The 23,124-nt window shown below is 55.2% G+C and carries 24 protein-coding genes and 1 riboswitch; of the genes, 2 read left to right on the top strand and 22 right to left on the bottom strand.

The genetic code is table 11. The features are described from left to right. Positions 1 to 46: 46 nt before the first annotated feature. The 19 genes from PAE68_RS04000 to PAE68_RS03910 all read right to left on the bottom strand — a co-directional run bounded on the left by PAE68_RS04000 (position 47) and on the right by PAE68_RS03910 (position 17,270). Positions 47 to 292, bottom strand: a complete 246-nt coding sequence (locus PAE68_RS04000; RefSeq protein WP_281884302.1) for a hypothetical protein — start codon at positions 290 to 292, stop codon at positions 47 to 49. A 76-nt stretch (positions 293 to 368) separates the two neighbouring features. Beyond that, positions 369 to 2,174 (bottom strand): ABC transporter ATP-binding protein, encoded by a 1,806-nt coding sequence (locus PAE68_RS03995; RefSeq protein WP_281884300.1) that lies wholly within the window; start codon positions 2,172 to 2,174, stop codon positions 369 to 371. Continuing rightward, the gene (locus PAE68_RS03990; protein ID WP_281884298.1) at positions 2,171 to 2,644 is read right to left on the bottom strand and encodes a S24/S26 family peptidase; all 474 of its coding nucleotides are present in this window, start codon (positions 2,642 to 2,644) and stop codon (positions 2,171 to 2,173) included. Before PAE68_RS03990 ends, PAE68_RS03995 begins: the two co-directional genes overlap by 4 nt. Then, complete coding sequence (locus PAE68_RS03985; RefSeq protein ID WP_281884295.1) at positions 2,637 to 2,906, bottom strand: PqqD family protein; 270 nt, start codon at positions 2,904 to 2,906, stop codon at positions 2,637 to 2,639. Before PAE68_RS03985 ends, PAE68_RS03990 begins: the two co-directional genes overlap by 8 nt. Further along, positions 2,903 to 3,700 (bottom strand): hypothetical protein, encoded by a 798-nt coding sequence (locus PAE68_RS03980; protein ID WP_281884293.1) that lies wholly within the window; start codon positions 3,698 to 3,700, stop codon positions 2,903 to 2,905. The genes PAE68_RS03985 and PAE68_RS03980 overlap by 4 nt, the downstream gene beginning before the upstream one ends. Positions 3,701 to 3,936: 236 nt before the next feature. Next, complete coding sequence (locus PAE68_RS03975; RefSeq protein ID WP_281884291.1) at positions 3,937 to 4,992, bottom strand: type II secretion system F family protein; 1,056 nt, start codon at positions 4,990 to 4,992, stop codon at positions 3,937 to 3,939. A 3-nt stretch (positions 4,993 to 4,995) separates the two neighbouring features. Then, entirely contained in the window at positions 4,996 to 5,958 is a 963-nt protein-coding gene (locus tag PAE68_RS03970) for a type II secretion system F family protein (RefSeq protein ID WP_281884288.1), read from the bottom strand. A 5-nt stretch (positions 5,959 to 5,963) separates the two neighbouring features. Next, a complete protein-coding gene (locus PAE68_RS03965; protein WP_281884284.1) occupies positions 5,964 to 7,400 on the bottom strand; it encodes a TadA family conjugal transfer-associated ATPase in 1,437 nt (478 codons plus the stop codon). 62 nt (positions 7,401 to 7,462) lie between these two features. Further along, positions 7,463 to 8,317 carry a CpaE/TadZ family protein gene (locus tag PAE68_RS03960; RefSeq protein WP_281884282.1) on the bottom strand — a complete coding sequence of 285 codons (855 nt, stop codon included), beginning with the start codon at positions 8,315 to 8,317 and terminating at the stop codon, positions 7,463 to 7,465. A 148-nt stretch (positions 8,318 to 8,465) separates the two neighbouring features. Beyond that, positions 8,466 to 9,155 carry a Flp pilus assembly protein CpaB gene (cpaB, locus tag PAE68_RS03955; protein ID WP_281884280.1) on the bottom strand — a complete coding sequence of 230 codons (690 nt, stop codon included), beginning with the start codon at positions 9,153 to 9,155 and terminating at the stop codon, positions 8,466 to 8,468. A 65-nt stretch (positions 9,156 to 9,220) separates the two neighbouring features. Continuing rightward, complete coding sequence (locus PAE68_RS03950; RefSeq protein ID WP_281884278.1) at positions 9,221 to 10,138, bottom strand: pilus assembly protein TadG-related protein; 918 nt, start codon at positions 10,136 to 10,138, stop codon at positions 9,221 to 9,223. 29 nt (positions 10,139 to 10,167) lie between these two features. After that, on the bottom strand, positions 10,168 to 10,548 hold the full coding sequence (locus tag PAE68_RS03945; protein ID WP_281884276.1) for a TadE/TadG family type IV pilus assembly protein: 381 nt from the start codon (positions 10,546 to 10,548) through the stop codon (positions 10,168 to 10,170). After that, a complete protein-coding gene (locus PAE68_RS03940; protein ID WP_281884273.1) occupies positions 10,545 to 11,057 on the bottom strand; it encodes an A24 family peptidase in 513 nt (170 codons plus the stop codon). The genes PAE68_RS03945 and PAE68_RS03940 overlap by 4 nt, the downstream gene beginning before the upstream one ends. Positions 11,058 to 11,161: 104 nt before the next feature. Beyond that, on the bottom strand, positions 11,162 to 11,356 hold the full coding sequence (locus PAE68_RS03935; RefSeq protein WP_281884271.1) for a Flp family type IVb pilin: 195 nt from the start codon (positions 11,354 to 11,356) through the stop codon (positions 11,162 to 11,164). After that, positions 11,353 to 11,727 carry a DUF192 domain-containing protein gene (locus tag PAE68_RS03930; RefSeq protein ID WP_281884269.1) on the bottom strand — a complete coding sequence of 125 codons (375 nt, stop codon included), beginning with the start codon at positions 11,725 to 11,727 and terminating at the stop codon, positions 11,353 to 11,355. The genes PAE68_RS03935 and PAE68_RS03930 overlap by 4 nt, the downstream gene beginning before the upstream one ends. 91 nt (positions 11,728 to 11,818) lie before the next feature. Then, positions 11,819 to 11,908, bottom strand: a riboswitch (cyclic di-GMP riboswitch). 270 nt (positions 11,909 to 12,178) lie between these two features. After that, positions 12,179 to 13,186: a DUF3231 family protein gene (locus PAE68_RS03925; protein WP_281884267.1), complete on the bottom strand. Its 1,008-nt coding sequence runs from the start codon at positions 13,184 to 13,186 to the stop codon at positions 12,179 to 12,181. Between the two features lie 76 nt (positions 13,187 to 13,262). Next, entirely contained in the window at positions 13,263 to 13,781 is a 519-nt protein-coding gene (locus PAE68_RS03920; protein ID WP_281884265.1) for a GNAT family N-acetyltransferase, read from the bottom strand. A gap of 200 nt (positions 13,782 to 13,981) precedes the next feature. After that, positions 13,982 to 14,413, bottom strand: a complete 432-nt coding sequence (locus PAE68_RS03915) for a DUF6526 family protein (RefSeq protein WP_281884263.1) — start codon at positions 14,411 to 14,413, stop codon at positions 13,982 to 13,984. A 127-nt stretch (positions 14,414 to 14,540) separates the two neighbouring features. Continuing rightward, complete coding sequence (locus PAE68_RS03910) at positions 14,541 to 17,270, bottom strand: stalk domain-containing protein (RefSeq protein WP_281884261.1); 2,730 nt, start codon at positions 17,268 to 17,270, stop codon at positions 14,541 to 14,543. A gap of 332 nt (positions 17,271 to 17,602) precedes the next feature. Between PAE68_RS03910 and PAE68_RS03905 the strand changes: the two genes are divergently transcribed. Beyond that, positions 17,603 to 17,947, top strand: a complete 345-nt coding sequence (locus tag PAE68_RS03905; protein ID WP_281884259.1) for a hypothetical protein — start codon at positions 17,603 to 17,605, stop codon at positions 17,945 to 17,947. Positions 17,948 to 18,010: 63 nt separating this feature from the next. On the opposite strand, the gene ahpF is transcribed toward PAE68_RS03905, so the two are convergent. Both ahpF and ahpC read right to left on the bottom strand, forming a co-directional pair. Continuing rightward, a complete protein-coding gene (ahpF, locus tag PAE68_RS03900; RefSeq protein WP_281884257.1) occupies positions 18,011 to 19,546 on the bottom strand; it encodes an alkyl hydroperoxide reductase subunit F in 1,536 nt (511 codons plus the stop codon). A gap of 14 nt (positions 19,547 to 19,560) precedes the next feature. After that, the gene (gene ahpC / locus PAE68_RS03895) at positions 19,561 to 20,124 is read right to left on the bottom strand and encodes an alkyl hydroperoxide reductase subunit C (RefSeq protein ID WP_281884255.1); all 564 of its coding nucleotides are present in this window, start codon (positions 20,122 to 20,124) and stop codon (positions 19,561 to 19,563) included. A gap of 364 nt (positions 20,125 to 20,488) precedes the next feature. On the opposite strand from ahpC, the gene PAE68_RS03890 reads away from it, so the two are divergent. Next, a complete protein-coding gene (locus PAE68_RS03890) occupies positions 20,489 to 20,971 on the top strand; it encodes a hypothetical protein (RefSeq protein ID WP_281884253.1) in 483 nt (160 codons plus the stop codon). Between the two features lie 69 nt (positions 20,972 to 21,040). Here PAE68_RS03890 and PAE68_RS03885 read toward each other — a convergent pair whose 3' ends face one another. Continuing rightward, positions 21,041 to 23,122, bottom strand: coding sequence for a diguanylate cyclase (locus PAE68_RS03885; RefSeq protein ID WP_281884251.1), 2,082 nt, complete (start codon positions 23,120 to 23,122; stop codon positions 21,041 to 21,043). Positions 23,123 to 23,124 lie beyond the last annotated feature (2 nt).

Here is a 23,124-nt window from a genome sequence, read left to right as displayed (position 1 = left end):
CAGATGACTCCGAATGTGCGGAGACCATCTGTTCCTTCTAAGCCGACTAGCGCTTTCCGTTACCATTACCGTTGCCATTACCATTACCCTTGCTTCCCTGCTGGCCAGGGTTCGCATTGCCAGGGAATTGACCGTTCGTATTACCGCCGCCAGGGAATTGACCTTGATCTTTAGCGGGATTACCATTCACACCATTGCCAAGACCAGGGAACGTTCCGCCACCACTGACCGCCGTTTCGAACACGATGCGCTTGTGGCTCATAATCATCGGCTTCATCTCTTGAGTAGACATCTTATCACCTCCCCTCCTGGAATAAACAGTTCCATTCATATGGAACTGTTTATGGCAAGCCTCGAATTTGGTGAAGCTACACCAACGATACATGACCAGGCTGGTCAAAATATTGCCGCCGCACTAGGCGGCGGTATACCCCCTCGCATGCAATCAGCTCTTGATGCGTTCCCATCTGCACAATGGCGCCCTCTCGAAGCACGATAATAAGATCGGCATGAAGCACCGTCGACAATCGATGGGCAATGATCAAGGTCGTTCGAGCTGTGCCAAGGCGCTCGAGCGTCTGCTTCACCTGATATTCCGACTCACTGTCGAGCGCTGAGGTCGCCTCGTCCAACAGCAGAACCGAGGCCTGCTTCAGCAGCGCCCGGGCAATCGCAACGCGCTGCTTCTGTCCGCCCGACAGACGCACTCCCCGCTCGCCAACCTCGGTATCATAGCCTGATGGGAGCGTCATGATAAAATCATGGATGTACGCATCCTTCGCAGCCTGCATCATCTCTTCATCTGTAACATCAGCACGCGCAAGCAACAGATTATCGCGGATCGATCCCGCGAACAGGAATGTCTCCTGCGCCACATGTGCGATCGAGCTTCGCAGCTGTGCGGCAGACAGCTGCTCAATCGGGACGCCGTTCATATAGATGCGCCCGGAATGCGGCCGGTAGAACCGCTGCAGCAGCTGGAACAGCGTCGACTTCCCCGCTCCACTCTCCCCGACGATGGCTACTGTCTTCCCAGCCTCGATATGAAGCTGGAATTGCTCGAACAGCTTCGACTGTCCGTCATAAGCGAAGGTCACCTGCTCGAACCGAATCGAAGCGCCGCCAGATGCAGCTGGCATAGGCTCTGGGAGCTCAGACGATTCCGGCACCTCCTGAAGCACACGCTCCAAGCGCTCTATAGCTGGAATCGCCTTCTGGTAGCCGACCCACAAGCCGGCTAGTCCCGTAAGCGGGTAGACCAGATGTGCGGTCAGATTCAGGAACGACACGAGCGCCCCTACCGATATGATCCCCGTCGTTACGAAATACGCCCCTAGCGATAAGCAGGTCAAGAACATAGCCGAGCTACCCGCCTCGCTCACAGCCGCATACACCCCGCGCAGCTTCGCATCCTTCCGCTCCAGCACATACAGCTCCTCGCTCTTCCCGAAGAAGCTTAGATACAGCCGCTTCTCCAGCGTGAACGAGCGGATGAGCGCAAGACCTTGCATGAGCTCATGAAGCAAGCAGTTCATTTCGCCGACCTGATCGTACATACGTCTGCTGTTGTTGCGCATCAGCATGCCGAATATGGCGCCGCCTACCGCCACCACTGGAGCAGCAGCGAGGCTGAGTAGCGCGAGCATCCAGTGAATATGTAGCATATAGATCATCACAGCGATGAAGATTAAGGGCAGCCGGATGAGCTGGATCAAGCTTTTGCCAATCATACCGTCAATGCCGTGCAAATCTTGTGAGAATAGCGTCATCAGCTCTCCCGTGCGGCTTCGATTCGTCCAGGCCGCAGGCAGGCGCAGCAAGTGGCTGACCAGATTCTCCTGGAATTGCTTCTTCAGCCTCGTGCTGGCCAGCAGCTCCAGATGATTGGCCGTATACCCTAGCGAGATGCTCGTCAACACGAGCAATACGGCGAACGGAAGCAGCTTGAACAGCTTCTCGAGCTGCTGATGGAGCGCCGCATCCGTCACCGCGCCCATGTACCAGGAGGTAGTCAGCGTAAGGGCAATTTCCACCAATACGATGAGGAACAGTCCCGCATGCGGCTTCCAATGTCCCCGCAAATACGGGACTAGCAGCTTGAACGGCTTATGCAGGTCGCGAAGCGTCAGGTGCTCGCGGATTTGTCCCGCAACAAGCTTGATTGCCTCTCTCATGGAGTCTCGCCTCCGGCCTGCAGCAGCCTGCGCCGATGCACATAACGATGCAGCCAGCGCGTCACGGGTGGAGCATGCATCACCAGCTTGCACCATAGACTCCCGCCGAACAATGGCGACAACCATCGTCCCAGTCCGTGCTCCTCTGCTGCCATTCGCTGCAGCTTGCCGATGATCTGATGCGCATGCACCGCCTCATCGGGGTACAGGTTCGAATCGCCCTTCAGCACATACAGCGTCGTATGATCGATACGTCTAGTTCCGTAATATCGATGAGCGACGAGCTGATGAGAGTCATTAGCGTACAGCATCACATCACCAGGGCTGCACTCGCTTTCTTCGAACGGAACGAACCGACACACGCGTCCTTGCCGAATAGCCGGGAACATGCTGTAGCCTTGCGCAGGCAAGTCCACGAAGCCTTGCTTACGAAGCGTGTGCCTTAGCAGCTTGGTGACGTCCTTAGACATGCACTAGCTCCACGAGCTCACACTCGACCAGCCCTTCCAAGAAACCAGCAATGTCGGCGGACAAGTCTTCCGAGTCCATCGCATAGTGCAGGCGCACCGCATCCGTCAGCTCCTGAACAGTCCGAGCTACAGTCAGCAGACCCCAGCAATAGCCGCCCATGCTGTTGAGCTCCGTAACCGTATAATTGTCCAGATTCATCACCATATGCACATCGTCCAGCTCGATCGTTTCGCAGTGCTCCTTGCGCACATATTGCATCATCTATCCATCAACTCCCAGAAGGTAGGATCTTTGCGGAAGTACAAGTCATAGGTCGGAACCGACTCTACCAGCTGCTTCAACAAGCGCATGATCGTGCCCGCCGCCTCCGGTGTCGGCGACCAGTAGAACACTTTATCCATCAAGGCCAGCAGCGCGACCGACTTCTTCATCTGCGTCCGTTCATTCGTTAATGACTGGTGAAGGAGCTGAATGCTCTGTAATGGAGCAGGGGCAAGCTGTTCTGCCAACGGCGTATGAAGCTCGCTGCGAAACGGTGAATGGTACACCGTCACACGCCCACTCTCGATCTTCACGATCGAGGCTTCATCGGCATAGAGACCGCGAGGCTGTGACAGTGCAGCGGCTGTCGATTTGCCAGCTCCGGAAGGTCCGGCGAACAAGTGTCCGCCTCCATACTCATCGACACAAGAGGCGTGAAGCAGCAGTCCCCAGCCTCGCTGAACAATCAGCATGCTGTATACATGCATAAGGGCGTGCTTCAGGGCGAGTTGGTCATAATAGTGGATCGTAGCGGCACGGTAGTCAGCATCCAGCCTAGTCGCATAATCAGCACGTACTAGATACGTGGCCCCATCTTCAGTCCTACTTCGTTCGATCTCATATCCTGCAAAAGCGCTGCCATAGCCGCTCTCCAGACGAATGTGCAGCTGACCACATGTCTCGTCTCCACCGCTCAGCTCGACATGGGGAAACAGACTGATCCATTCATCATGGGCACCTGACGAACCGAACGACAAGACCACTTCGTGCTCTCCAAGCTTCATCCTTACCATCACGTGTAACCCCTCAACGATGTGCTCGATCTTATCTTGCTGTCGGATATTCTGACTTCCAGCATAGTCTCTTCATTATAGATAGTAAAATAGACCCTAGCAAGTTAATTGTAGGTTAAATATACCTTAAGTTTCGTTTATGAAATGTGCCATTAGTCCCATATAGCATCAGCCTCCTAGACGTCCATGCCTCCTCACGGCAAACAAGGCAAGAAGCGTCGCTTCTTGCCCTAACCTTACGGCGTATTCGAGAACGTCTCGATGAATTGGATGACCGCCGGACCTAGCAGCACGATGAATAAGCTAGGAAATATAAACAGAACAAGAGGGAACAGCATCTTAATCGGCGCCTTCATCGCCTCCTCCTCCGCCCGCTGCTTCCGCCTCTCCCGTACCTCCTGAGACTGCACCCGCAATACTTGTACCATGCCAATGCCGAGCTTCTCTGCCTGCAGAATACTGCCGATCAGCACGCGCAGCTCATCGAGCACGAGACGCTCCTTAACGCCGGTCAGCGCCTCCCGCCTCGTCTTGCCGAGCCGAATCTCCTCCAGACAGCGCCTGAACTCGCCTGCGAGGACGCCCTCCTTCTTCGAGATGAGCTTGCTGAGCGCCGCATCGAAGCCAAGTCCGGCCTCAAGACTGACCGTCAGCAGGTCCAGCACATCCGGTAGCTCGCGCAATGCTTGCTTGGATCTTACCCTCGTCTTCAGCGTCAAATAATAGCCGGGCAGCAGGAGCGCCAGCAGGAGCCCGACGACTCCCATGAGCAATATCCCGCCAATACCCATACCGAGCACGAGGCCATACAAGCCGACGAGAACCGGCAGCCCTGCCAGCAAGGTAAGCTGAAGCAGACGATAATCGACCGGCGTCATCTGGAACGGCCGCCCGGCCTGAAGCAGCCTCAGCTCGATTCGGGCCTCCTGACGCTCCTGCAGCCGCCTGCTGAAGCTGCGCCGAAGCTTCCTCCAGGACGAGCGCATAAATCGAGCCGCCAGTGTCCCCCGCTCTTCACCTTCGCCGTCCTCGAGCGTATTCCCTCCGCTCTGCCTTGCTCCGTGAGCCTCGCCGCTTCCTCGTGGGCCCCCTTCGACGGCTCCCCCGGATGCACCGCCGCCTGCAGTGGCAGCTCTCCCTTCGAGACCCGACTCCGCCCCGGCTCCCGCTGAGCCTGCGCTACCTTTCACATGGGAGAGACGCCGCTTCAGACGTGACCGCCTCTCCTCGCCAAGCGCATACAGCGCGTAGATCGTCAGCGTCACCGTCATACAGAACGCAGCATACAGCATCGGCTACACCTCGATTGTTGTCATTTTACGAATAAATACGAAGCCGAGAACACCGGAGCACAGCCCCGCGATCGTCATGCCGATGCCGACCGGATGGCTGAACAGCGTACCGATATACGTCGGCTCGATCAAGTAGATGACAAGTCCGAGCACGAAGGGCAGCAGTCCGATGACGATGCCGGATAACCGTCCCTGGGCCGTCAAGGTCGATACTTGGCGCTGGATGCGGCCTCGATCTCGTATCGTCTGCACGATCGTCTCGAGAATGACCGCAAGATTACCGCCAATCTGACGCTGGATCAAGATCGCTTGAATCATGAGATCCAAGTCCTCGCTCGGCATCCGCTCCTTCCAATCGTGCAGCGCATCCTCCATGCTGCTGCCGTACTGGAGCTCCTTCAGCACGATCTCCGCCTCCTCCTTCATCGGGCCGTCAGACTCATCAATGACGGTACGCAGCGCCTGAACGAAGCTGAAGCCTGCCCGCAGCGAGCCGATGACCGTCGTCAGCATATCGAGCAGACTATCGTTGAACTGTGTGACCCGCTTCCTCCGCAACCGCGCGACCCACCACCTGGGCGCCATATAACCAAGCACGACTCCGATCGGAACGGCAAGAGGCTCCGGCACGAGCAGATAGAGCATGCCGCCTCCCAGCACCGTGCTCATCCAGCGGAAGATGATGAACTCCTCCGGCTTGAGCGACACACCTGCGCGGGTGAGCATCGTCTCCAGACGCTCGCTGTTCTTCTTCGTCAGCACCCGCTCCCGCACCGCCTGCTTGGACAGCTGCAGCTGAACGAGCAGCTGGAAGCCGCTCCTGCCCAGCTTCTTCTTATCATTAAGCTCCAAATATCGGTTCAATCGTCTCTGCATCCGCTTGTCCGTTAAGAAGAACAGCTGCAGCAAGCCTGCGAACAGCAGGAAGCTGCTGAGCGCGAACATCCCCGTGAGCAGACCGAGCATCGTCCTCAATCCTCCTCAATGAACACAGATGCAGGAACATGGATGCCAGACGTCTCCAGTCGCTCGAAGAACTTCGGACGAACACCAGTCGGGCGAAGCCTGCCGATCGCCTTGCCTTCCTCATCCACCCCTGTTTGCGTGTATACAAAAATATCCTGGAGCACGATCACATCGCCCTCCATCCCCTGCACCTCGGTAATATGCGTAATTTTGCGGGAGCCGTCCTTCAAGCGGGACTGCTGGATGATCAGGTCGAGCGCCCCTGCGATCTGCTCGCGGATCGCCTTGATCGGCAGCTCAATACCGGCCATCAGCACCATCGTCTCGAGGCGGGAGATCATATCGCGCGGACTGTTCGAGTGACCGGTGGCAAGTGAGCCGTCATGCCCCGTATTCATTGCCTGCAGCATATCGAGCGCCTCGCCGCCCCGCACCTCACCGATCACGATCCGCTCTGGACGCATCCGCAAGGAGTTGCGCACGAGATCGCGAATCGAGATGGCTCCCTTCCCTTCAATATTCGGTGGCCGCGACTCGAGCGAGACGACGTGCTCCTGAGACAGCTGCAGCTCTGCCGCGTCCTCGATCGTCACGATGCGCTCATCACTAGGAATGAACGACGACAAGACGTTCAGTGACGTCGTCTTTCCTGAGCCGGTTCCCCCGCTGACGAAGATGTTCAGCCGCGCCTTGACGCACGCCTCGAGGAAGATCGCCATATCGCGGGAGATGGTGCCGAATTGGATCAAGCTCTCGATCGTATACGGCTTTTTCGAAAATTTACGGATCGTAATAGTCGGTCCCCTGAGCGCTAGGGGCGGAATGATCACATTGACACGCGATCCGTCTGGCAGTCGCGCATCGACCATCGGGCTGCTCTCGTCGACACGGCGTCCGATGGGGGCGACGATCTTCTCAATAATATGAAGCACATGCTCATCGTCACGGAATTGCACGTAGGATAGCTCGAGCTTGCCGCTGCGCTCCACATACACCTGATTCGGCCCGTTCACCATCACCTCGCTCACCTCGGGGTCGAGCAGCAGCGGATTGATCGGCCCGAAGCCGGTCAGGTCATGCATCAGCTCCTCCACAACCTTCTTCCGATCGACCTTGCCGCGGAACGATTCATCCTCCATGATCAGCTGCACCGCCATCGCGTCCAGCTTCGGAATGATCGATTCGACCTCGTCATCCTTCAGATCGTTCAAGATCTGCTTGTGCAGCTTATTCTTCAGCTCTTGATGCTTCGTAATCGCAGCGGTCTGCTCCTTCGGACGCGGCTCCGAGCCGCGAATGTGGCGGAAGGTCGTCAGCAGATCCTTCTTCATCGGCCCTTGCGGCTCGACAGCCGGACTACTCCCGCGCTCCTCCTGCACAGCAGAGCTTGTATCCGCAGCGGAGGCACCGGCCTTCGCTTGAATTTTGTCCAATAGGCTCATAAGGATGTACCCTCCCCTGATGAAGACTCGAATGAGTGGAAGGCCGATTGAGGCCCTCCTCATTAGAACATCGACGTAACACCCTTCGACGTCTTGTGCAGCAGCTGCTGCAGGAAGCCTGCCTGCTTCGGCTTAAATAGCGAAATCTCACGTCTTGAGATCAGTTGCTCCGCCAGCTTGAACATCGTCTTCGCCATGTCCGTCTTCGCCTGATTGATAACGAACGGAATGCCGATATTGAGCGACTGACCGACAATCTGGTAATCGTTCGGGATGTAGATCGTCGACTCGACGCCGAGAATGTCCGGCACATCCGTCGCCTTGATCACGCTCTCCATCGTCGAGCGATTGACGACGAGCTGCACCTTATCGAGCAGTCCGAGCACGCCGAGCGTCTCCAGCATCAGCTTCGTATTCTTAATCGCGCTCATCTCAAGCGTCGTCAGGATGAAGATTTGATCTGCCTTCTCTATGAATTGCAGCGTCCGCTCCCCGAGTCCCGCAGCCGTATCGACCAGCACGTAATCGTGCTGCTGCAGCATGAGGTCGCACACCTGATCCAGCACCTGCGGCGTAATGAGGTCGGCATATTCCGGACGCTCCGGCGCCGCCAGCACCTTGACCCCGCTCCCGTGATGGATAAGGAAGCTGCTGAGCGTGTAGCGATCCATCGTGCCCAGATTGTCCACCACGTCCTTGATCGTGAAGGTAGGATGCAGATCGAGCGCGAGCGCAACGTCCCCGAATTGAAAGCTGCCGTCCAGCACGCCGACTTGGATGTTCTTCTTCGTTAAGGCGACCGCCAGATTGACCGTCGTCACGGTTCGTCCGATCCCGCCCTTGGCGCTGCAGACCACGATCATCTCGCCCCGCTTGCCGGTCGGCTGCCCCTCGCTTCCATGTGCCCCGCCTCTCATCGCTCCTTCGCCCCCTCCTGGAATAACGATTTCCCGGGTATTATCGGGAATTGTTATGGCAAGCCTCGAATTTGGTGAAGCCAAATTGAGGGCCTCCCTTGAACTGCTTTTCACACATAACGTTCCCTAAAGACCACCACCCACCTGCCTACGGCTTCTTCTCCGGCGCAGCAGCCGCTTGCTCGATTACCCGGCTATGCAGCATCAGACTGAGGACGCCCTCCTCACCAGCCTGAATGACGCGAATACCGTCCTCCGGCTTCACCTCCAGCGTGACCGAGGCATACTCCACATAGGGCGTATCCGTCCTCGCCTCAAGCATGCGGCGACCGATCGCCAGAACACGCACCTGACCCTGCACGAGCGTCGACTGCAGCTTATCTGTCGCAGGGTCCTTAATGGTCGACACGACATCGACGTAATCGCCCGGCTCGATGAGATTCGATACGGACTGAACAAGGTTGACGCCGACTGACATCGCGCGGTAGCCCTCCCGCACCTTCCTCGAGACGAAGAGCGTCTCCTCCTTCTGATCGGTCACATGATGGGCGAGCAGCACCTCGCCCGGCACAAGCTTCACGGCCGCGATCTTGCCCTCCGCCTGCTTCAGCCCGGTCAGCGCCGTCGCCTCTACACCTAGCGCAGGAACACGGATGACCTGCAGCATCGCTGCCGACAGCCTCGTGTTCTCCGGAATATCCTGCTTGGCCGCCAGCACCTCGACTTGCTGCTCACTGCTCTTCGCGGCCTCATTGAACGATTTCATATAGTTGAAAAAAAGCACCGTCGTAATCAGCCCCATGATGAGCGCTGCCGCCAAGACGAGCTTCGATCTCATGCCATCACCTGTCCTTCTTCATCTGGGGATATGCTGTACGCCTGTCCTATCTTGCTTGCAATCCATTACTCGACCAGCTTGATCGCGTAGGCACCTTTATTCACCGTACCGGACTTCGTGAAGCCTGTTCCCGTTCGTTCGAGGAACATGCCCGTAATGGACGTATCCTTGCTCGACATCGGCTCTGTAATGTAGAAGTAAGCGAACCCGGTTACTTCAATATGCTTCAGCTGGTTGGAGTTATGGTTGTACGGTCGGTACACCGGTATGAGGATGACTCTCGGTGAATCGCGATGACTGTAGTCGCCCGGTGGATACGGATCCGAGTCGATCCGGTACTTCACCGCTGCACGCGTCTTCCCGGCAATATTGCCCGTCTGCGTGTCGATAATATCGCCGACCTTAATCTCACTCGGGTAGCCATGCATGAGATTGCTCTCATACGTGCTCGCGCCCGGCCCGCCCAGCGCCAATATGCCGAAATATCCGGCCTCAACACCGCTGCTGTCCACCTTCAGCTTATACGGCTTCAAGTACTCCAGCGGAATCGACTCATCAATGCCGAGCGGGGCAGCACCTGCCGCTGCTCCCATCGGTAGCACCTCGGCGGCGGCCTCAGCCGACACGGTCGCGCTGTCCTTGCCGAGCAGCCTGGCGAAGCCGAGCGGCACAGCCTTGCGAAGCTGCACGCGCACGCCCGTCTTCGGCGTAACCGTCGTCCGCACGAGACTTGTCCGCTCGTGATGCTGCTCCAGGATGTCATCGACCACCGCCGTTACCTTGGCTTGATCAGCTGTGAGCTCTTGAGCGCCGGATAGCGCGGCTGCGTTCGCGACCTTCTGCAAGTGACTTCGCTGAGCGTACAGGATACCGCCATCCACGACGAGCCCGCTGACCGTCAGCAGCAGCAGCAAGGACATGCCCCCCAGCACGATGGTGCTGCCCCGCTCCTCCCGTGCAAATCGGCTAATCGCAGCACGCATGAGCTTCCTCCTCCATTCCGCTCTATTCTTCATTCCACACGTATCGTAGATTGGGCTGCAAGCACCGGGGCCGGAATGATCTGCGTCATAATTGGCGTAATGAGCGGCAGCGAGTAAGATAGCGTGACCGTCACGTTCTGACCGGACCTGCGGCTCGCCTCGCTAGGCGTAATCTGCACGCTTAGGCTGGAACCGTCTCCCACCCGCACCTGACTTCTCGCATACTCCCTCATATCCGCATCGCTGCGACCGAGTCCTCCGAGTCGCACCGTCTCCTGCGCCGTCAAGTTCAGACTGGAGTAGGCGAACAGCAGCCTGCCCAGATCGACAATACCGCACAGCAGCAATAGCATGATCGGTAGTAGCAGAGCGAACTCGACCAATGACTGACCCTTCTCCTCCCTGATCATCCCGCTCCCCATCCCTTCAGCCATAAGGAGGCAACGCAGCCGCAAGCAATCGCCACGCCATACGGATACGTCCCCGAGGAGAAGCTACCCTTCAGCTGTGGCTTCATCCGATGCCGCAAGCAGACGACGATATACCCGATGAATCGCAGCCTCGTCATGAACCCGTCCTTGAACAGTACGATCACAAGCGCCATAACCGCACCGACGAGCGCCATGTAGACCGAGGCAGTCAGCACGAACATCGCGCCCTTCAGTGCACCGACGAGCGCCAGCAGCTTCACATCACCGGCCCCCATCCCACCGAGCATATACGGCAAGAGGAGCACTCCAAGACCGACCGCGAAGCCTGTTAGCGAATGACCTAGACCATGCCAGCCACCATGGACCGCATGCAGCGATACGGCAAGCACCAGCGTCGGGAAGATGACCTTGTTGTAAATTTTACGACTTCTTATGTCTGTGACCACACAGATGATCAGCACAACGATCAGCACGGTATCCTGCCACATGCGAGCTCCTCCTTGTCCTATGCTTGGGAATTCAGGGAACTATGGGACGAAGAAGGCCGTACGTTGCTCCAACGCACGGCCCTCCACACCTATGAGAGAAGTCATTACGGCGTCGTCGACATCTCCGTCACACCTGTATTGACCGTTGCCTCCGCATTATCGAATAGGCTCACGATATGTCCGCGCAGCGCGATGAGTGCAGCTACGACCGCTACCGCGATCAGTCCGAGCACCAGACCATACTCTGTCATCCCTTGACCTTGCTCATCATTCCACAGACCTCTCAGCTTGTTCATCATAGCAATCGCCTCCGATTCGTGTAGTGGTGTAACCATTGCACAGTCTGTCCGACTTCAATCCCGCCGCTTCGCCTCAACGTGCCAGCCGGAAGCTCGACAACCGAGCGAGTCCCGGCGAATACAGCCCCGATGCGTCCCGGCCTCAATTCATGCTCCAGCCCTACGATGCGTTCCTCTTCATCCAGATGTACAACATCGATCGCGTACTTCATTAAGAACGTATGCACCGACCTGCACGGCCGAAGGAGCAGTCCGCACCCTTCGGGCAAGGAAGCTGTCAGCATGAGCCCGCGCAGCCGCCGACCGAATGTTAACGCTTCCATAATTGTCTCTGCTAGCTGTATTCCGCTCTCCCGAACGACCAGCCTCACCTATGCATTCCCTCCTTCTCATGACAAAATACCCACCTGTGGATGGATCCCGAAAGGAGGGTTTTCTGCATAAGAAAACTCCCCTGCATCTTTCGGCAGCTGGCTGGCAAGAACGCTATGCACGTTCGTAGCCCCTGTAGCTTTGCGTCGCCGGCTTTCACCGGGTTTGCCTTTATCGAGATTCAGCGGAGTGTTGTGCTCGCCGATCCGATATCTTGATTACATCTTACCGCACGACAATATATTACGTAATCCGACACAAAGACTAATTGTCAGAATATTTTACCCAGGAACATAGAGGCACTTACTCTGCGTGAATATATCTGTTTATCCCTTTTCGCACGTCATAACAGTGACTTTAGACCCATACTATAATGACGACCTCCCTGTCCATCGTTCAGATGCAAGCTTCAGCCGCATAACATGTACGACTACAGATTCACTTCGCCTCTTAGTGTTGTCGAATAAGCTGCTGTCGATTCGGCGACTGCGGCGGCTCCTCGAACCAGCCTTGATCCAAGAGAAGCTTCATGCCATCCTGGGCAAGGGTACTGACCTTAGCCAGCTGCTTCATATATAAGACAGACAGGTCGTGCCGACTCGTCTCCGAGAACGATCTACCTAATAGTCGGATCAAGACGGACATCACCTGATTGCTCATAAACAGCATCAGCTTGTCCGAGAATGGGGCACGGGTTGAAGCTGTGACGTTCGCCTCCGTCGGTAGTCCGGCTCCGATACTCTCGTCCTCGAGCAATGTACGCAGCTCCATCGTAAGCTCGGAGAGCAACGAGCTGCATCGAGTCACATAACGCCGAATCTCTTCGTTCTTGGCCACCTGACTGAACCCGAGCAAGTACGCATGCATCACATATGAGAATTGGATATCGTTAAATATCGAGGTAATGCCGAGCGCATGCAGACTTCTTTTTTCCTTAAGAAAGCCGGATAAATAATTAGCGCTCTTCGCATACGTCACACGCTCCGGGATAGGGATGTAGGGCGGCTTCACATACAGCCCCTTCGACATCTTCAGATCGACCAGCTCATTCAAGAGTGCAATCGTGTCGGTCATGAACCCATTGAACAGCTTCCGAATGGAAGGCTGCGTCATGAGCGGCATAGTGCTGACATAGAACTCAAGACCGGCGGATGCCATTTTCGTGTAATAATATAGATAGAACGGATCGGTATATAGCGGCGGAGCGCTCAAGTCTATATCTTGCTGGCTGAAGCCTTCCGGTATAGGGAACTGATGCTCCTGCATCATCTGCTTGACGGCTTGCTGGTTGCTCTCGCCTAGCTGCCTTGCGCGCTGCAGCAGCTGCTTGATCTGCTCATCGGCTGCATGATGCTCAAATACGGTCAGAACGTAGCCAGAATAGTTATTGAACAGGTACGTAGCCCAGAGCTTGCCCATCTCTGCGCTAGTCATTGCTTCTACAGAAACGTTCGCCATGAACTCACTCCCATTGCCTCATTGGTTTACGCCTATGATGTCCAGTCTCTGTAAATGTATGCATACTTCTACAACCTCACAGATAGCCTCGCTCCATGTGCACCGTCTGCCAATCGTCGGTCTCCTCGCACACAATGGTGAAGCCATGTCGCTCCCAGAAGCCGACGGCCCCCGGCAAGAACCGCTGCGTATGTAAGTACAGCTGCTCATACCCGTGCTGCTCGCTGAAGCGAAGCGCCTCGCGAACAAGCATCGAGCCTATCCCGGTCCGCCGCGCCGCAGCATGCACATAACAGCGAACAATCTCAGCGGTGCGCTCCAGCCTATAGCGCCCCTTCACCTGCTGGATCCGATCGTCATACGTGACGACACCGACGGTTCCGAGGATCGAGCCGTCCTCCGCAGCAGCCACGAGGAATATAGCAGCTTCGGAATCTATATATGTCTGCTCCAGCTTCTGCATGTCAACGGGTACTTGCCCAACTGGTAGCATTGGGAACACCTCTTCGCGCACTGCCGTTACAAATTGCAGTACGTTCTCGATCTGCTCGAGCTTGATCGGCTCGATCGTTACTGATGCTATCTTCCAGTTCATCGCTTGTGACCTTCCTTCGCAACAGCTCAAAGTCGACCTTCTATATGGAAGGCACTGTATCCCATTATACAGAATCGTGCCGATTGTTGCCTTACGTCAACATCCAGCATATTCGCTTGAATGTGCCAGCTCATCTCATTGAAGAAGACCCGAACGCCTCAAGGGGCATTCGGGTCTTCAACACTTGGTGGTAAGAGCAGCTATACGCGATGATGATCCGCCCGCCACTGTGCAATAGATCTCTTAATCTCATCAGGCTTCATGCCAGCCTCAGCCGCCTTCGCACACAGCGCTGGATACTCCTCGTCACTTGCGAATCGCAGCGCAATGATCTGCCCGCTCGTCAGTCTCCCATCCAGCAGCAATCCTGTCAACCGATAGTGCCGGAAGCTCTCTTCGTGACGAATAATCCGATCCTGCAGCTTCGTTGCGTACAGACGCACGAGCGCCGCTATAAGCGAGACGGCAAGCGCAAGACCTAACACAATCAGCGTGTGAAGACTCATTCCATTCATAAACACATTCATAATGGAAGCAATAAGTACGATGAGGGATACAGGTGCCAGTACATAGTGATACGGCGGATCTAGCTTGCGGTGATTGCTGTAGTTCTGAGCAGTGGACGTGCTCATGCGTGATCTCACTCCTTGGGTTTGGGGTTTGGTTCTTTTTAATTAGTGTAGCAATTTCCAACTACGGCCGCAAACGTTGGCACCGCTACCTGTCAGCGTTTTATTTACAAGTACTGAGCCTTTATATTCAAAACTCAACCTCCCTCCACATCGTACGCCCATTCTCATCGTACCCTGTCATATCGGACGCATTCAGCATTTCACCCGTCTTCCCATCGAAGAATACGATCATTCGTAAGCTCTCCCCCATGCGGCCCGGAGAATTCGGTGAAATCCCAATAACTCGCAGCATCAGACGAGTGGATGAAGAATGAGGGGCGGTGTGGAACCCCGCGATTTCAAAGTGGTACCCCTTCATCCAGTCATCGGCAACCTCTGGATCTCCTGGACGCATCCCCATTGCTTCGATCGATCGCTGTACAGCCCGTGAAGAATCGATATGAATATCAGAGATCACGTACATCCCTTTCTGAAGAGAATTAGTATCATCCTTGGCTACCCGATCGACGCTCAGTTCACCATTCCGAATGGCAATCCGAATATGGATATTCCCCTTCGCGCTGCCAAAGGACAAACTCCACGCGCTTCTCTTCCCATCCTGTCCATCGCTTCTTACTTGCTGAAGCGCAGTGTCGTCTATGCTAGTCATATGTATTAACAATGGCTCTTCGTCTGTATGCCTCTTGGCTTCCTCATATCCAAGGCGCAGCGCTTCCATTGCAGTCAAGCTACGCTTCATGCTCGACTTGCTATCCGTCTTGTCGCCCGATCGCTCGATCGCTTGACGGCTCCCGGTTGCCTCCCAATGCCGCTGGTGCTCAAGACGCCACTGCCGCAAGGACGCCTCCGTAGGAAGGGACAGCTCGCCGTTCGTGCCGATCCGGATCAGCCGCGACTCGGCCTCCCATTCCACCTTCGCTCCAAGCGCCTCGGCAACAGCTCGTATCGGAATGTAGGTGCTCGAATCAACGAGCTGAGCAGGCACCTCCAGCTGATGCAGCTCGCCGTTCATGACAGCCGCCGCATCGTCCAGCTTCAGCTCAATCCGGGTTGAGCCCTTCGCAATGATAATCTGCCGCGTATCCGCATCCCAACGCACCTCCGCTCCCATCCGCTCCAGCAGCTCGCGAACCGGCACGAGTGTGCTTCCATCGCGGATGACCGGCTCATGCACGAGATAGAGCGGCACGTCGTCCATCACCACTCCTGCCGTATACTGAATATACTCTGGAGAGGACAGGAGCTCCTCGACCCAGTTTCCGCTCTCTGGTGGAGGAAGCGGCCCCACTATCGGTTCTCCGATATAATTCCTCCACTCCCCGCTAAGACTATCGAGAGAAGGCGCCGCTCCCGTGTAGAAGCGAGGGACGGTCGGCTTCAGCATCAGCTCATAGTACAGCTTCGCCTCGAACACTCTCTCACTGGCATACGTAACACGCACATCATACAGCGAGAGCAGCAGCCTTCTGGCCTTCTCCTTAGACATAACCGGTGCTTGGTCTGGCGGGTAGGCAGCGGCATGCAGATGGGCGTTCATTCTCATGAGCTCACCGGTGTACGCATGAACGACGACCTCCACTAGTTGATTTCGGAAAGGAATACCATTAGCGACACGAATATATTCCATTCGGTACTCCGGCTGAGTCGTTGTATTGTCCTTAGAGATGGTCAGCTCCGTCTTGTAATGGGCAAGCTGGTTCATATAAGCAGGCACCGCCTGACGCAGGAACGACTCGGCCTTCGCCTTCGCCTCTTGCTCCGATACCTTCGGCTCCGTCACCCAGCTGTAGTTCGCCCAGTCGTAATACTGAAAGTCATCAAGCTGTCCTGTCAAATTATCCACGATCAGAGACGCCTCCCGCAAGCTGCCGTCAGTCTTAGATGGATAAGCAACCATATATATCCCACTCGAGATATCCTGCTTGCGAAGCTCCAACGCATCATCGTCCGCAAGCCCCAGCACTTGACGAATACGCGCAAGCTGCGTCACCTCTGAGGCGATTCCGTTACTTGTCAGCGGCTCCAAGATCTCTGCGCTGAGCGGCTTCATCTGACCGCTGCTTGGATACGGATTCGGCACATTACGATTATCCGGGTATGAGCCGTCTACAGCGTCCATAATAGACGTAGCCAAGGTATATACAGGACGTGGTTGACCGTCAGCTATATACCCATAGGAGAGAACCAGGTCCGCCTCCTCCAGCAGCTTCACTTGAGCCTCCTGCAGGGAGAGAATGTTCGCCGGTTCAGCGAACGTCGAGGCCGACCAGTACACATCATACGACACGACGCTGCCCACAGCATTGACCCACACCGTGAATCGGTTCTGATCGAACGGAATGCCGTTCACTATTCGCTGAAAGCGCAGCTTATGTAACGACTTGTCTTGCCCACGAGTGCTGTATTCAGACTCCGGGTACGGATCAAGCGCCCATTCGGTGTCGAGTCCCAAGTCCAGTCCATCTATATACGAACGTGCAATTTCCGACGCCTCTTCGAAGCTTACCGCTATACGATCCGCATCCGGTGCAGTAGCTTCGAGCTTCTTGGTACTAGAGAGCATCAGTAGCGACCCGTCAGCGCCTGAGAGTGAGATCTCAAGCCTGAATGGTGAGTTTCCTCCTTCCGCCGCTCCAGCTTGAGTGAAGCTGATTCTCCAAGCAGGACCTGCTTGAGAGTCCCAATATTGCGGCTCACTCATGACCGCATCCGAAGGGATCCAGGTGAGTCGTCTTGCCCGCTCAACCGCCTCCTCCTTGCTCGTAATCGGCCCTGACTGCGTCGCCATAGAGGACGCCTGAGCTTCAACGTTACTTGCGAGCTGCGCCTCTGCTGCGGCAGCGGGCAGCAATGTCATTGTGCTCCCGATCGTCAACATAGCCACGCTGAGCGAGAGCAGGATACACCGCTTACTATTCCTAATTTTTTCACAAAGTGTGAATGGGGGCATCTCCTTGCACGTCCTCTCTACAGACTTATCCGTACAAGTAGACTGTTAAATCCGCCTTAAGGTTTCATAAAAAGGGAAATATTACTTTACCGTTAAAAACGTTACAATATGGTTAATCGTTCATAGAAAGTAGGTCATGCTACATGTACTCCAAAACTAACATCGTCATGTTTATCAGCCTAGCGCTCCTCTTAACTATTCTCTCCTTCTATGCTGCAGCTCCCAAGGAGGACGACGCCATGGAGACTATTCCATCCGAGGTCTTGAATATTGAGGCTACACTGAGCGAGAGCGGGCGAAGCAAAGGGGAAGGCCATTATTTCTTTAACCTGCAGCCTGACAAGCGTGCAACTGTAACGTACAGCTTCTCGGACGATAACCGACGCGGAATGCAGCTTAAGCTCTACGATCCGAGCAAGCAAGCGGTCAGCGAGGCTCACACCAACCCACATAACGATTTCAAAATCACCAACAGCTTCATGGCTGCTCACGGTGGAGAATATCGCATAGTGGTGGTTGCTGACGATGGAGATGGCGGTGAACAATCCCCTGTCAAGCTTGTGGTCGTAGCAGACTATGAATAGCTGAATGCTTATTAGGTGATGACGATTAAGAAAAACGCCCCGTTAGGGGCGTTCTCCAGTAACCTAATTCCGAATCAAATAATCGAATGCGCCGAGCGCCGCGTTCGCGCCGGAGCCCATCGAGATAATGATCTGCTTGTATGGATTGTTCGTGCAATCGCCCGCGGCGAAGACGCCGGGCAGTGTCGTTGCACCGTGGCTGTCGACGACGATCTCGCCAATGCGGTTGCGCTCAAGCGAGTCGCCGAGCCAATCCGTGTTCGGCACAAGACCGATCTGAACGAATACACCCTCGAGCTCCACATGGTGCTCCTCTTGCGTAGCGCGGTCGATGTACGTAATACCATTCACCTTGTCGGTGCCCGTAATTTCCTTCGTCTGCACATTCGTTAGCACCGTTGCGTTCGGTAGGCTGTTCAGACGATCCTGCAGCACCGCATCGGCCTTCAGCTCCGAATTGAACTCCAGCACCGTTACGTGGCTGACGATACCTGCCAAGTCAATAGCGGCCTCGACGCCGGAGTTGCCTCCGCCGATAACCGCGACACGCTTGCCTGCGAACAGCGGACCGTCGCAATGCGGGCAATACGCCACGCCCTTGTTCTTGAACTCCTGCTCGCCCGGCACCCCAACGTTGCGCCAGCGCGCGCCTGTGCTCAGGATGACCGTCTTGCTCTTCAGCACAGCGCCGTTCTCAAGCTCGACCTCGATGAGGTCCTTCTTCTCCAGACGCTTCGCACGCTGCAGTTTCATCACATCGACGTTGTACTCCTTCACGTGCTCCTCAAGGCTCGCCGCGAGCTTAGGACCTTCCGTATACTTCACGCTAATGAAGTTTTCAATCCCAACCGTATCCATCACCTGACCGCCGAAGCGCTCCGCTACGATGCCTGTGCGAATGCCCTTACGCGCCGCATAGATCGCTGCGCTCGCACCAGCAGGACCGCCGCCGACAACGAGCACATCGAACGGCTCCTTGCTCGAGAACACGGAAGCATCCGGCGCATCGACGAGCTTCGCTACGATCTCCTCGATCGTCATCCGGCCGCTGCCGAACACCTCGCCGTTCAAGTAGACCGTCGGTACGGCCATCACCTGCTTGCTCTCGACCTCATCCTTATAAGCAGCGCCATCGATCATCGTATGCGTAATGCCTGGGTTCAGAATACTCATCAGGTTGAGCGCCTGCACGACATCCGGGCAGTTATGGCAGCTCAGGCTGATGTACGACTCGAACTTGTACTCGCCGCGGATGCTCTTGATCTGATCGATTACATCCTGCTCGACCTTCGGCGCTCTTCCGCTCACCTGCAGCAGCGCCAGCACGAGCGATGTGAACTCATGACCGAGCGGAATGCCTGCGAACACGACTCCTGTATCTGCCGCCTCACCCGCACGGTTCACGCTGAAGCTCGGCGTACGCTCGAGCTCTACCCGCTCCACCTTAATACGGCTCGACATGCTCGCGAGCTCCTCCACGAGCGCCAGCATCTCGGTCGATACGGCATCAGATGCCGCGCTGACCTTCAGCAGCACGTCGCCTTCCATCAGCTGGAGGTATTGATTTAATTGTGCTTTAATATCTGCTTCGAGTACCATAGGCTAACCGCTCCTTATATTTTACCTACGAGGTCAAGACTAGGCTTCAGCGTTGCAGAGCCTTCCTGCCACTTCGCTGGGCATACCTCGCCTGGATTGTTGCGCACGTATTGAGCCGCCTTGATCTTGCTCACGAGGATGCTCGCGTCGCGGCCGATACCGCCTGCGCTGATCTCCACCGTCTGGATCACACCGTCCGGATCGATGATGAACGTGCCGCGATCTGCAAGACCGTCAGCCTCGATCAGTACGTCGAAGTTACGGGAGATCGTGTGCGCCGGGTCGCCGATCATGATGTACGTAATTTTGCCGATCGCCTCAGAGCTGTCATGCCAAGCCTTGTGCGTGAAGTGTGTATCTGTCGATACCGAGTATACTTCAACGCCGAGCGACTTCAGCTCTTCATATTGATTTTGCAGATCCTCAAGCTCAGTTGGGCATACGAATGTGAAATCCGCCGGATAGAAGCACACAACGCTCCACTTTCCTTTGAAATCCGCTTCCGTGACCTCGATGAACTTGCCATTGTGATACGCCTGCGCCTTGAACGGTAATACTTCAGTTCCAATAAGTGACATCTCCAAATTCCTCCCGATATGATCGTATATAGTAATTCTACTAACCAGTATGCTCATGCATCCGGTCATCATTCACATACGACCATCTTAACATCCATATTCGTTCCGTTCATGAAGTAACGGTGAAGTATGCGTGAAGACGGCATAAAACCTTCATGAACATCTCATGAAGGTTCGATGAACCAACATCTATGCGGACTAACTCAGTGTAACTTCTGGTACGGGAAAATCGTCTACAGATTTGTGAAGAGTGACATTGTTCGAAAGGGTGAGATAGCTGAAAAAAATCACGATTTCCATGATGCTAGCGGCATTACTGTTTACCGCTTGTTCCACTAAGGTTCCACAGGATGAATCCATCGTTATGTCAAACAATCATATCCGTATCAGTGAATCTTCACCCAAAGATGTAGAGCCGTCCGATTGGGTGAAATACATGAAGCCGATAAGAGAATATATGTACTATCGTACGCAGGCTGTTCTGCATCAAGATATGAATCGGCTTTGGGAGCAGTACCCGATGCTACAAACGAATATTGACCGTAATAAGGGAATCAACGTGGAGCAGTTTGAGCTGGAATCCTTGACGGGAACAGAGTACATTGATGCTAATTTCGACGTCGAAAGCTACGACAGAATTAAAGTTCAGATTATTAGCGAACAAGAAGCAATAGTGCTTGTTCACGGGAAAATGACGTATATAACAGCGGATTTCGAGGAAGCAGGCTGGGAGTGCCTTATGAAAGTCTATTTGACTTATCAAGGTACTCAATGGACGGTAGTGAAGACGGATGAATACACAATTCCGGAATACAAGGAATGGGTGAAAGATAGGCAGAAGCATTAATACAGTAGAAGCGTTTCTTTCCCGCCATTGCGCGATCTGGAGACGGCAGTCTAATGAAACAGCGACAATCTAAGCCGAGCAGCATACCTGGTTGCGTCCATTGCTCTTCGCCCTATACAGCGCCTCATCGGCGGTCTTCAGCAGCTCATTGAGCGACTGCTTCTCGTGCGACCATACGGATAAGCCGAGACTGACGGTCACGCGGATGATGACGCCATCGGTGACGACGCTCTGCGCAGCTATTGAGCTGCGAATCTGCTCCGCAAGTGCCGCCGCCTCCGACACCGAGCATTCCGGCAGCACAACCGCGAATTCCTCGCCGCCGTACCTTGCGCATATACCCGCGGCGCCGACCACAGCCTTCACGCCCTGTGCGACATGCTGCAGCACCAGATCCCCGGCCGGATGACCATACGTATCGTTCACCTTCTTGAAGTGATCAATATCGAACAAGAGAAGCGCCAGCTGACGGCTGCCAGCTTCGGCCTGCTGCACCTGCTCCTCGGCGACCTGGATGAAATATCTGCGGTTATACAAGCCGGTAAGCCCATCCTTCACCGCCATCTCGGTCATTGTGGAGTACATGCATGCATTCTCGATGGACACTGCAATTTGCGCGGCATAGATGAGGATCGTATCATACTCCTTCTGACTATACTCATGCCTGGATACGAACTCCAGCATGCCAACGATGCGGCTGCGGGACAACAGTGGCACTGCAAGTCGATACGAGCCTTCCGCACATCGCGGGTCCTTCATCACAACCGGCTCCATACTATGGTAAGCCTCGTATGCAGCGGAGCCCGGTCGAAGCTCTTGCCTTAAACTGGAGAATACGGCGGCTCGACGACCACCGGCCTGCACAGCTTGAGCGGCAATCGCATCGTTCTCGAGCAGACAGACGCTCCCTCGCGTGTACGGTACGAAGTCACTCATCCGCTCGACGGCAATCCGCAGCACCTGTTCAAGATCTAACGTTGAAGCTACTGCGAGCAGAGCACTCTTCAGCTGCTCCGACTGCTCCGACTGCTGCCGCTCCAGCTCATACTTCGTCTGAATGCGCGCATCCTCGATGCGCTGTCCGACGAGATCGCTCATCTGCTCCATCAGCTTGTTGAAGCTGTCGCTTACGTGCCCGATCTCATCGTTCGATTGATAGGCGCTGCGTATGCTCAGGTTACCCGAGGAGCCAATGCGCATGAGCGAGCTCAGCTTGATGAGCGGCTTGCTGATCTTGCGCGTCGAGACGAGACCGACCGTCCCTGCTGCGAGCAGCGCAACGAGAGACAGCATCGCAGCAACCGACCATACCTTATCCGCAGCCTGTGTCAGCTCATCGGTATTCACCTTGGTAATCAAGGTCCATTCATCAAGACCGGGATGGCTGAAATACAGGCTCTCCCGCTTCGTTCTCGTCACAGCGATCTCCTCTGAACCGAAGCTCGTCCGATCGAGCATAGTTAGCGCTTCCATGAATGGAGATATATCTCCCTGCGAGGACAACACGACCTGACCCGTCGCATCCACGACGGCGTAATCGCCCTTCAACGTCTCGGTAAGCGGACTAAGCTCCTGCATCAGCTCCCGTCGATCGACCTCAATAAGAATGACGCCTAGCGTCTGCGCCGTATTAAGATCGCGCAGTGCACGGCCCAGCACCATGACATCAGACGTCGTGTACGACTCGAAGCCTTCCGTTTGTTTGGTGAACCATACAACCTTACCGTAGCCTTGCTCGATAAGATTGTACCAAGCCATCGTACTCCAGTCATTGCGTATCGCGATTTTTATCGTTGCCTTCTTCTGAAACGAGACATTAATGAGAATAAGCCGCTCTTCAATTTTTCGGCGGGCCATGAACTTATCATAAGCACTGCTAGAGCTCGTCGCGGTGATCACTTGCTCGCGGATGTCAGGATCTACAATGATTTGGGTCGACAGCATATTATAATACTCGAATTCCGCTTCCATCCGCTTGCTCACATACGTAACATGCTGCTTCGTGCTGTAGTCCAGCTGCTCAATAATCCACTGCTTGGAGATCGTCGAGAAGACGGAGGCGAAGATGACTATGACCAGCAGAATACACACAATAATCGTCAGGCTGAGCTTAGCTGTCAATGAATTTCCAGTTCGTTTCCATATCCGCATGT

It is taken from the genome of Paenibacillus sp. YYML68, from assembly GCF_027923405.1.
Taxonomy (GTDB): Bacteria; Bacillota; Bacilli; order Paenibacillales; family NBRC-103111; genus Paenibacillus_G.
Note: the sequence above shows the minus strand (reverse complement) of the source record. Positions and strands in the feature narration are given on the sequence as shown.

Coding starts and splice junctions, on each gene's coding strand:
- PAE68_RS04000 (WP_281884302.1), bottom strand. CDS start 292: ATGTCTACTCAAGAGATGAAGCCGATGATTATGAGCCACAAGCGCATC.
- PAE68_RS03995 (WP_281884300.1), bottom strand. CDS start 2,174: ATGAGAGAGGCAATCAAGCTTGTTGCGGGACAAATCCGCGAGCACCTG.
- PAE68_RS03990 (WP_281884298.1), bottom strand. CDS start 2,644: ATGTCTAAGGACGTCACCAAGCTGCTAAGGCACACGCTTCGTAAGCAA.
- PAE68_RS03985 (WP_281884295.1), bottom strand. CDS start 2,906: ATGATGCAATATGTGCGCAAGGAGCACTGCGAAACGATCGAGCTGGAC.
- PAE68_RS03980 (WP_281884293.1), bottom strand. CDS start 3,700: ATGGTAAGGATGAAGCTTGGAGAGCACGAAGTGGTCTTGTCGTTCGGT.
- PAE68_RS03975 (WP_281884291.1), bottom strand. CDS start 4,992: ATGCTGTATGCTGCGTTCTGTATGACGGTGACGCTGACGATCTACGCG.
- PAE68_RS03970 (WP_281884288.1), bottom strand. CDS start 5,958: ATGCTCGGTCTGCTCACGGGGATGTTCGCGCTCAGCAGCTTCCTGCTG.
- PAE68_RS03965 (WP_281884284.1), bottom strand. CDS start 7,400: ATGAGCCTATTGGACAAAATTCAAGCGAAGGCCGGTGCCTCCGCTGCG.
- PAE68_RS03960 (WP_281884282.1), bottom strand. CDS start 8,317: ATGAGAGGCGGGGCACATGGAAGCGAGGGGCAGCCGACCGGCAAGCGG.
- cpaB (WP_281884280.1), bottom strand. CDS start 9,155: ATGAGATCGAAGCTCGTCTTGGCGGCAGCGCTCATCATGGGGCTGATT.
- PAE68_RS03950 (WP_281884278.1), bottom strand. CDS start 10,138: ATGCGTGCTGCGATTAGCCGATTTGCACGGGAGGAGCGGGGCAGCACC.
- PAE68_RS03945 (WP_281884276.1), bottom strand. CDS start 10,548: ATGATCAGGGAGGAGAAGGGTCAGTCATTGGTCGAGTTCGCTCTGCTA.
- PAE68_RS03940 (WP_281884273.1), bottom strand. CDS start 11,057: ATGTGGCAGGATACCGTGCTGATCGTTGTGCTGATCATCTGTGTGGTC.
- PAE68_RS03935 (WP_281884271.1), bottom strand. CDS start 11,356: ATGATGAACAAGCTGAGAGGTCTGTGGAATGATGAGCAAGGTCAAGGG.
- PAE68_RS03925 (WP_281884267.1), bottom strand. CDS start 13,186: ATGGCGAACGTTTCTGTAGAAGCAATGACTAGCGCAGAGATGGGCAAG.
- PAE68_RS03920 (WP_281884265.1), bottom strand. CDS start 13,781: ATGAACTGGAAGATAGCATCAGTAACGATCGAGCCGATCAAGCTCGAG.
- PAE68_RS03915 (WP_281884263.1), bottom strand. CDS start 14,413: ATGAGCACGTCCACTGCTCAGAACTACAGCAATCACCGCAAGCTAGAT.
- PAE68_RS03910 (WP_281884261.1), bottom strand. CDS start 17,270: ATGACATTGCTGCCCGCTGCCGCAGCAGAGGCGCAGCTCGCAAGTAAC.
- PAE68_RS03905 (WP_281884259.1), top strand. CDS start 17,603: ATGGAGACTATTCCATCCGAGGTCTTGAATATTGAGGCTACACTGAGC.
- ahpF (WP_281884257.1), bottom strand. CDS start 19,546: ATGGTACTCGAAGCAGATATTAAAGCACAATTAAATCAATACCTCCAG.
- ahpC (WP_281884255.1), bottom strand. CDS start 20,124: ATGTCACTTATTGGAACTGAAGTATTACCGTTCAAGGCGCAGGCGTAT.
- PAE68_RS03890 (WP_281884253.1), top strand. CDS start 20,489: ATGTCAAACAATCATATCCGTATCAGTGAATCTTCACCCAAAGATGTA.
- PAE68_RS03885 (WP_281884251.1), bottom strand. CDS start 23,122: ATGCGGATATGGAAACGAACTGGAAATTCATTGACAGCTAAGCTCAGC.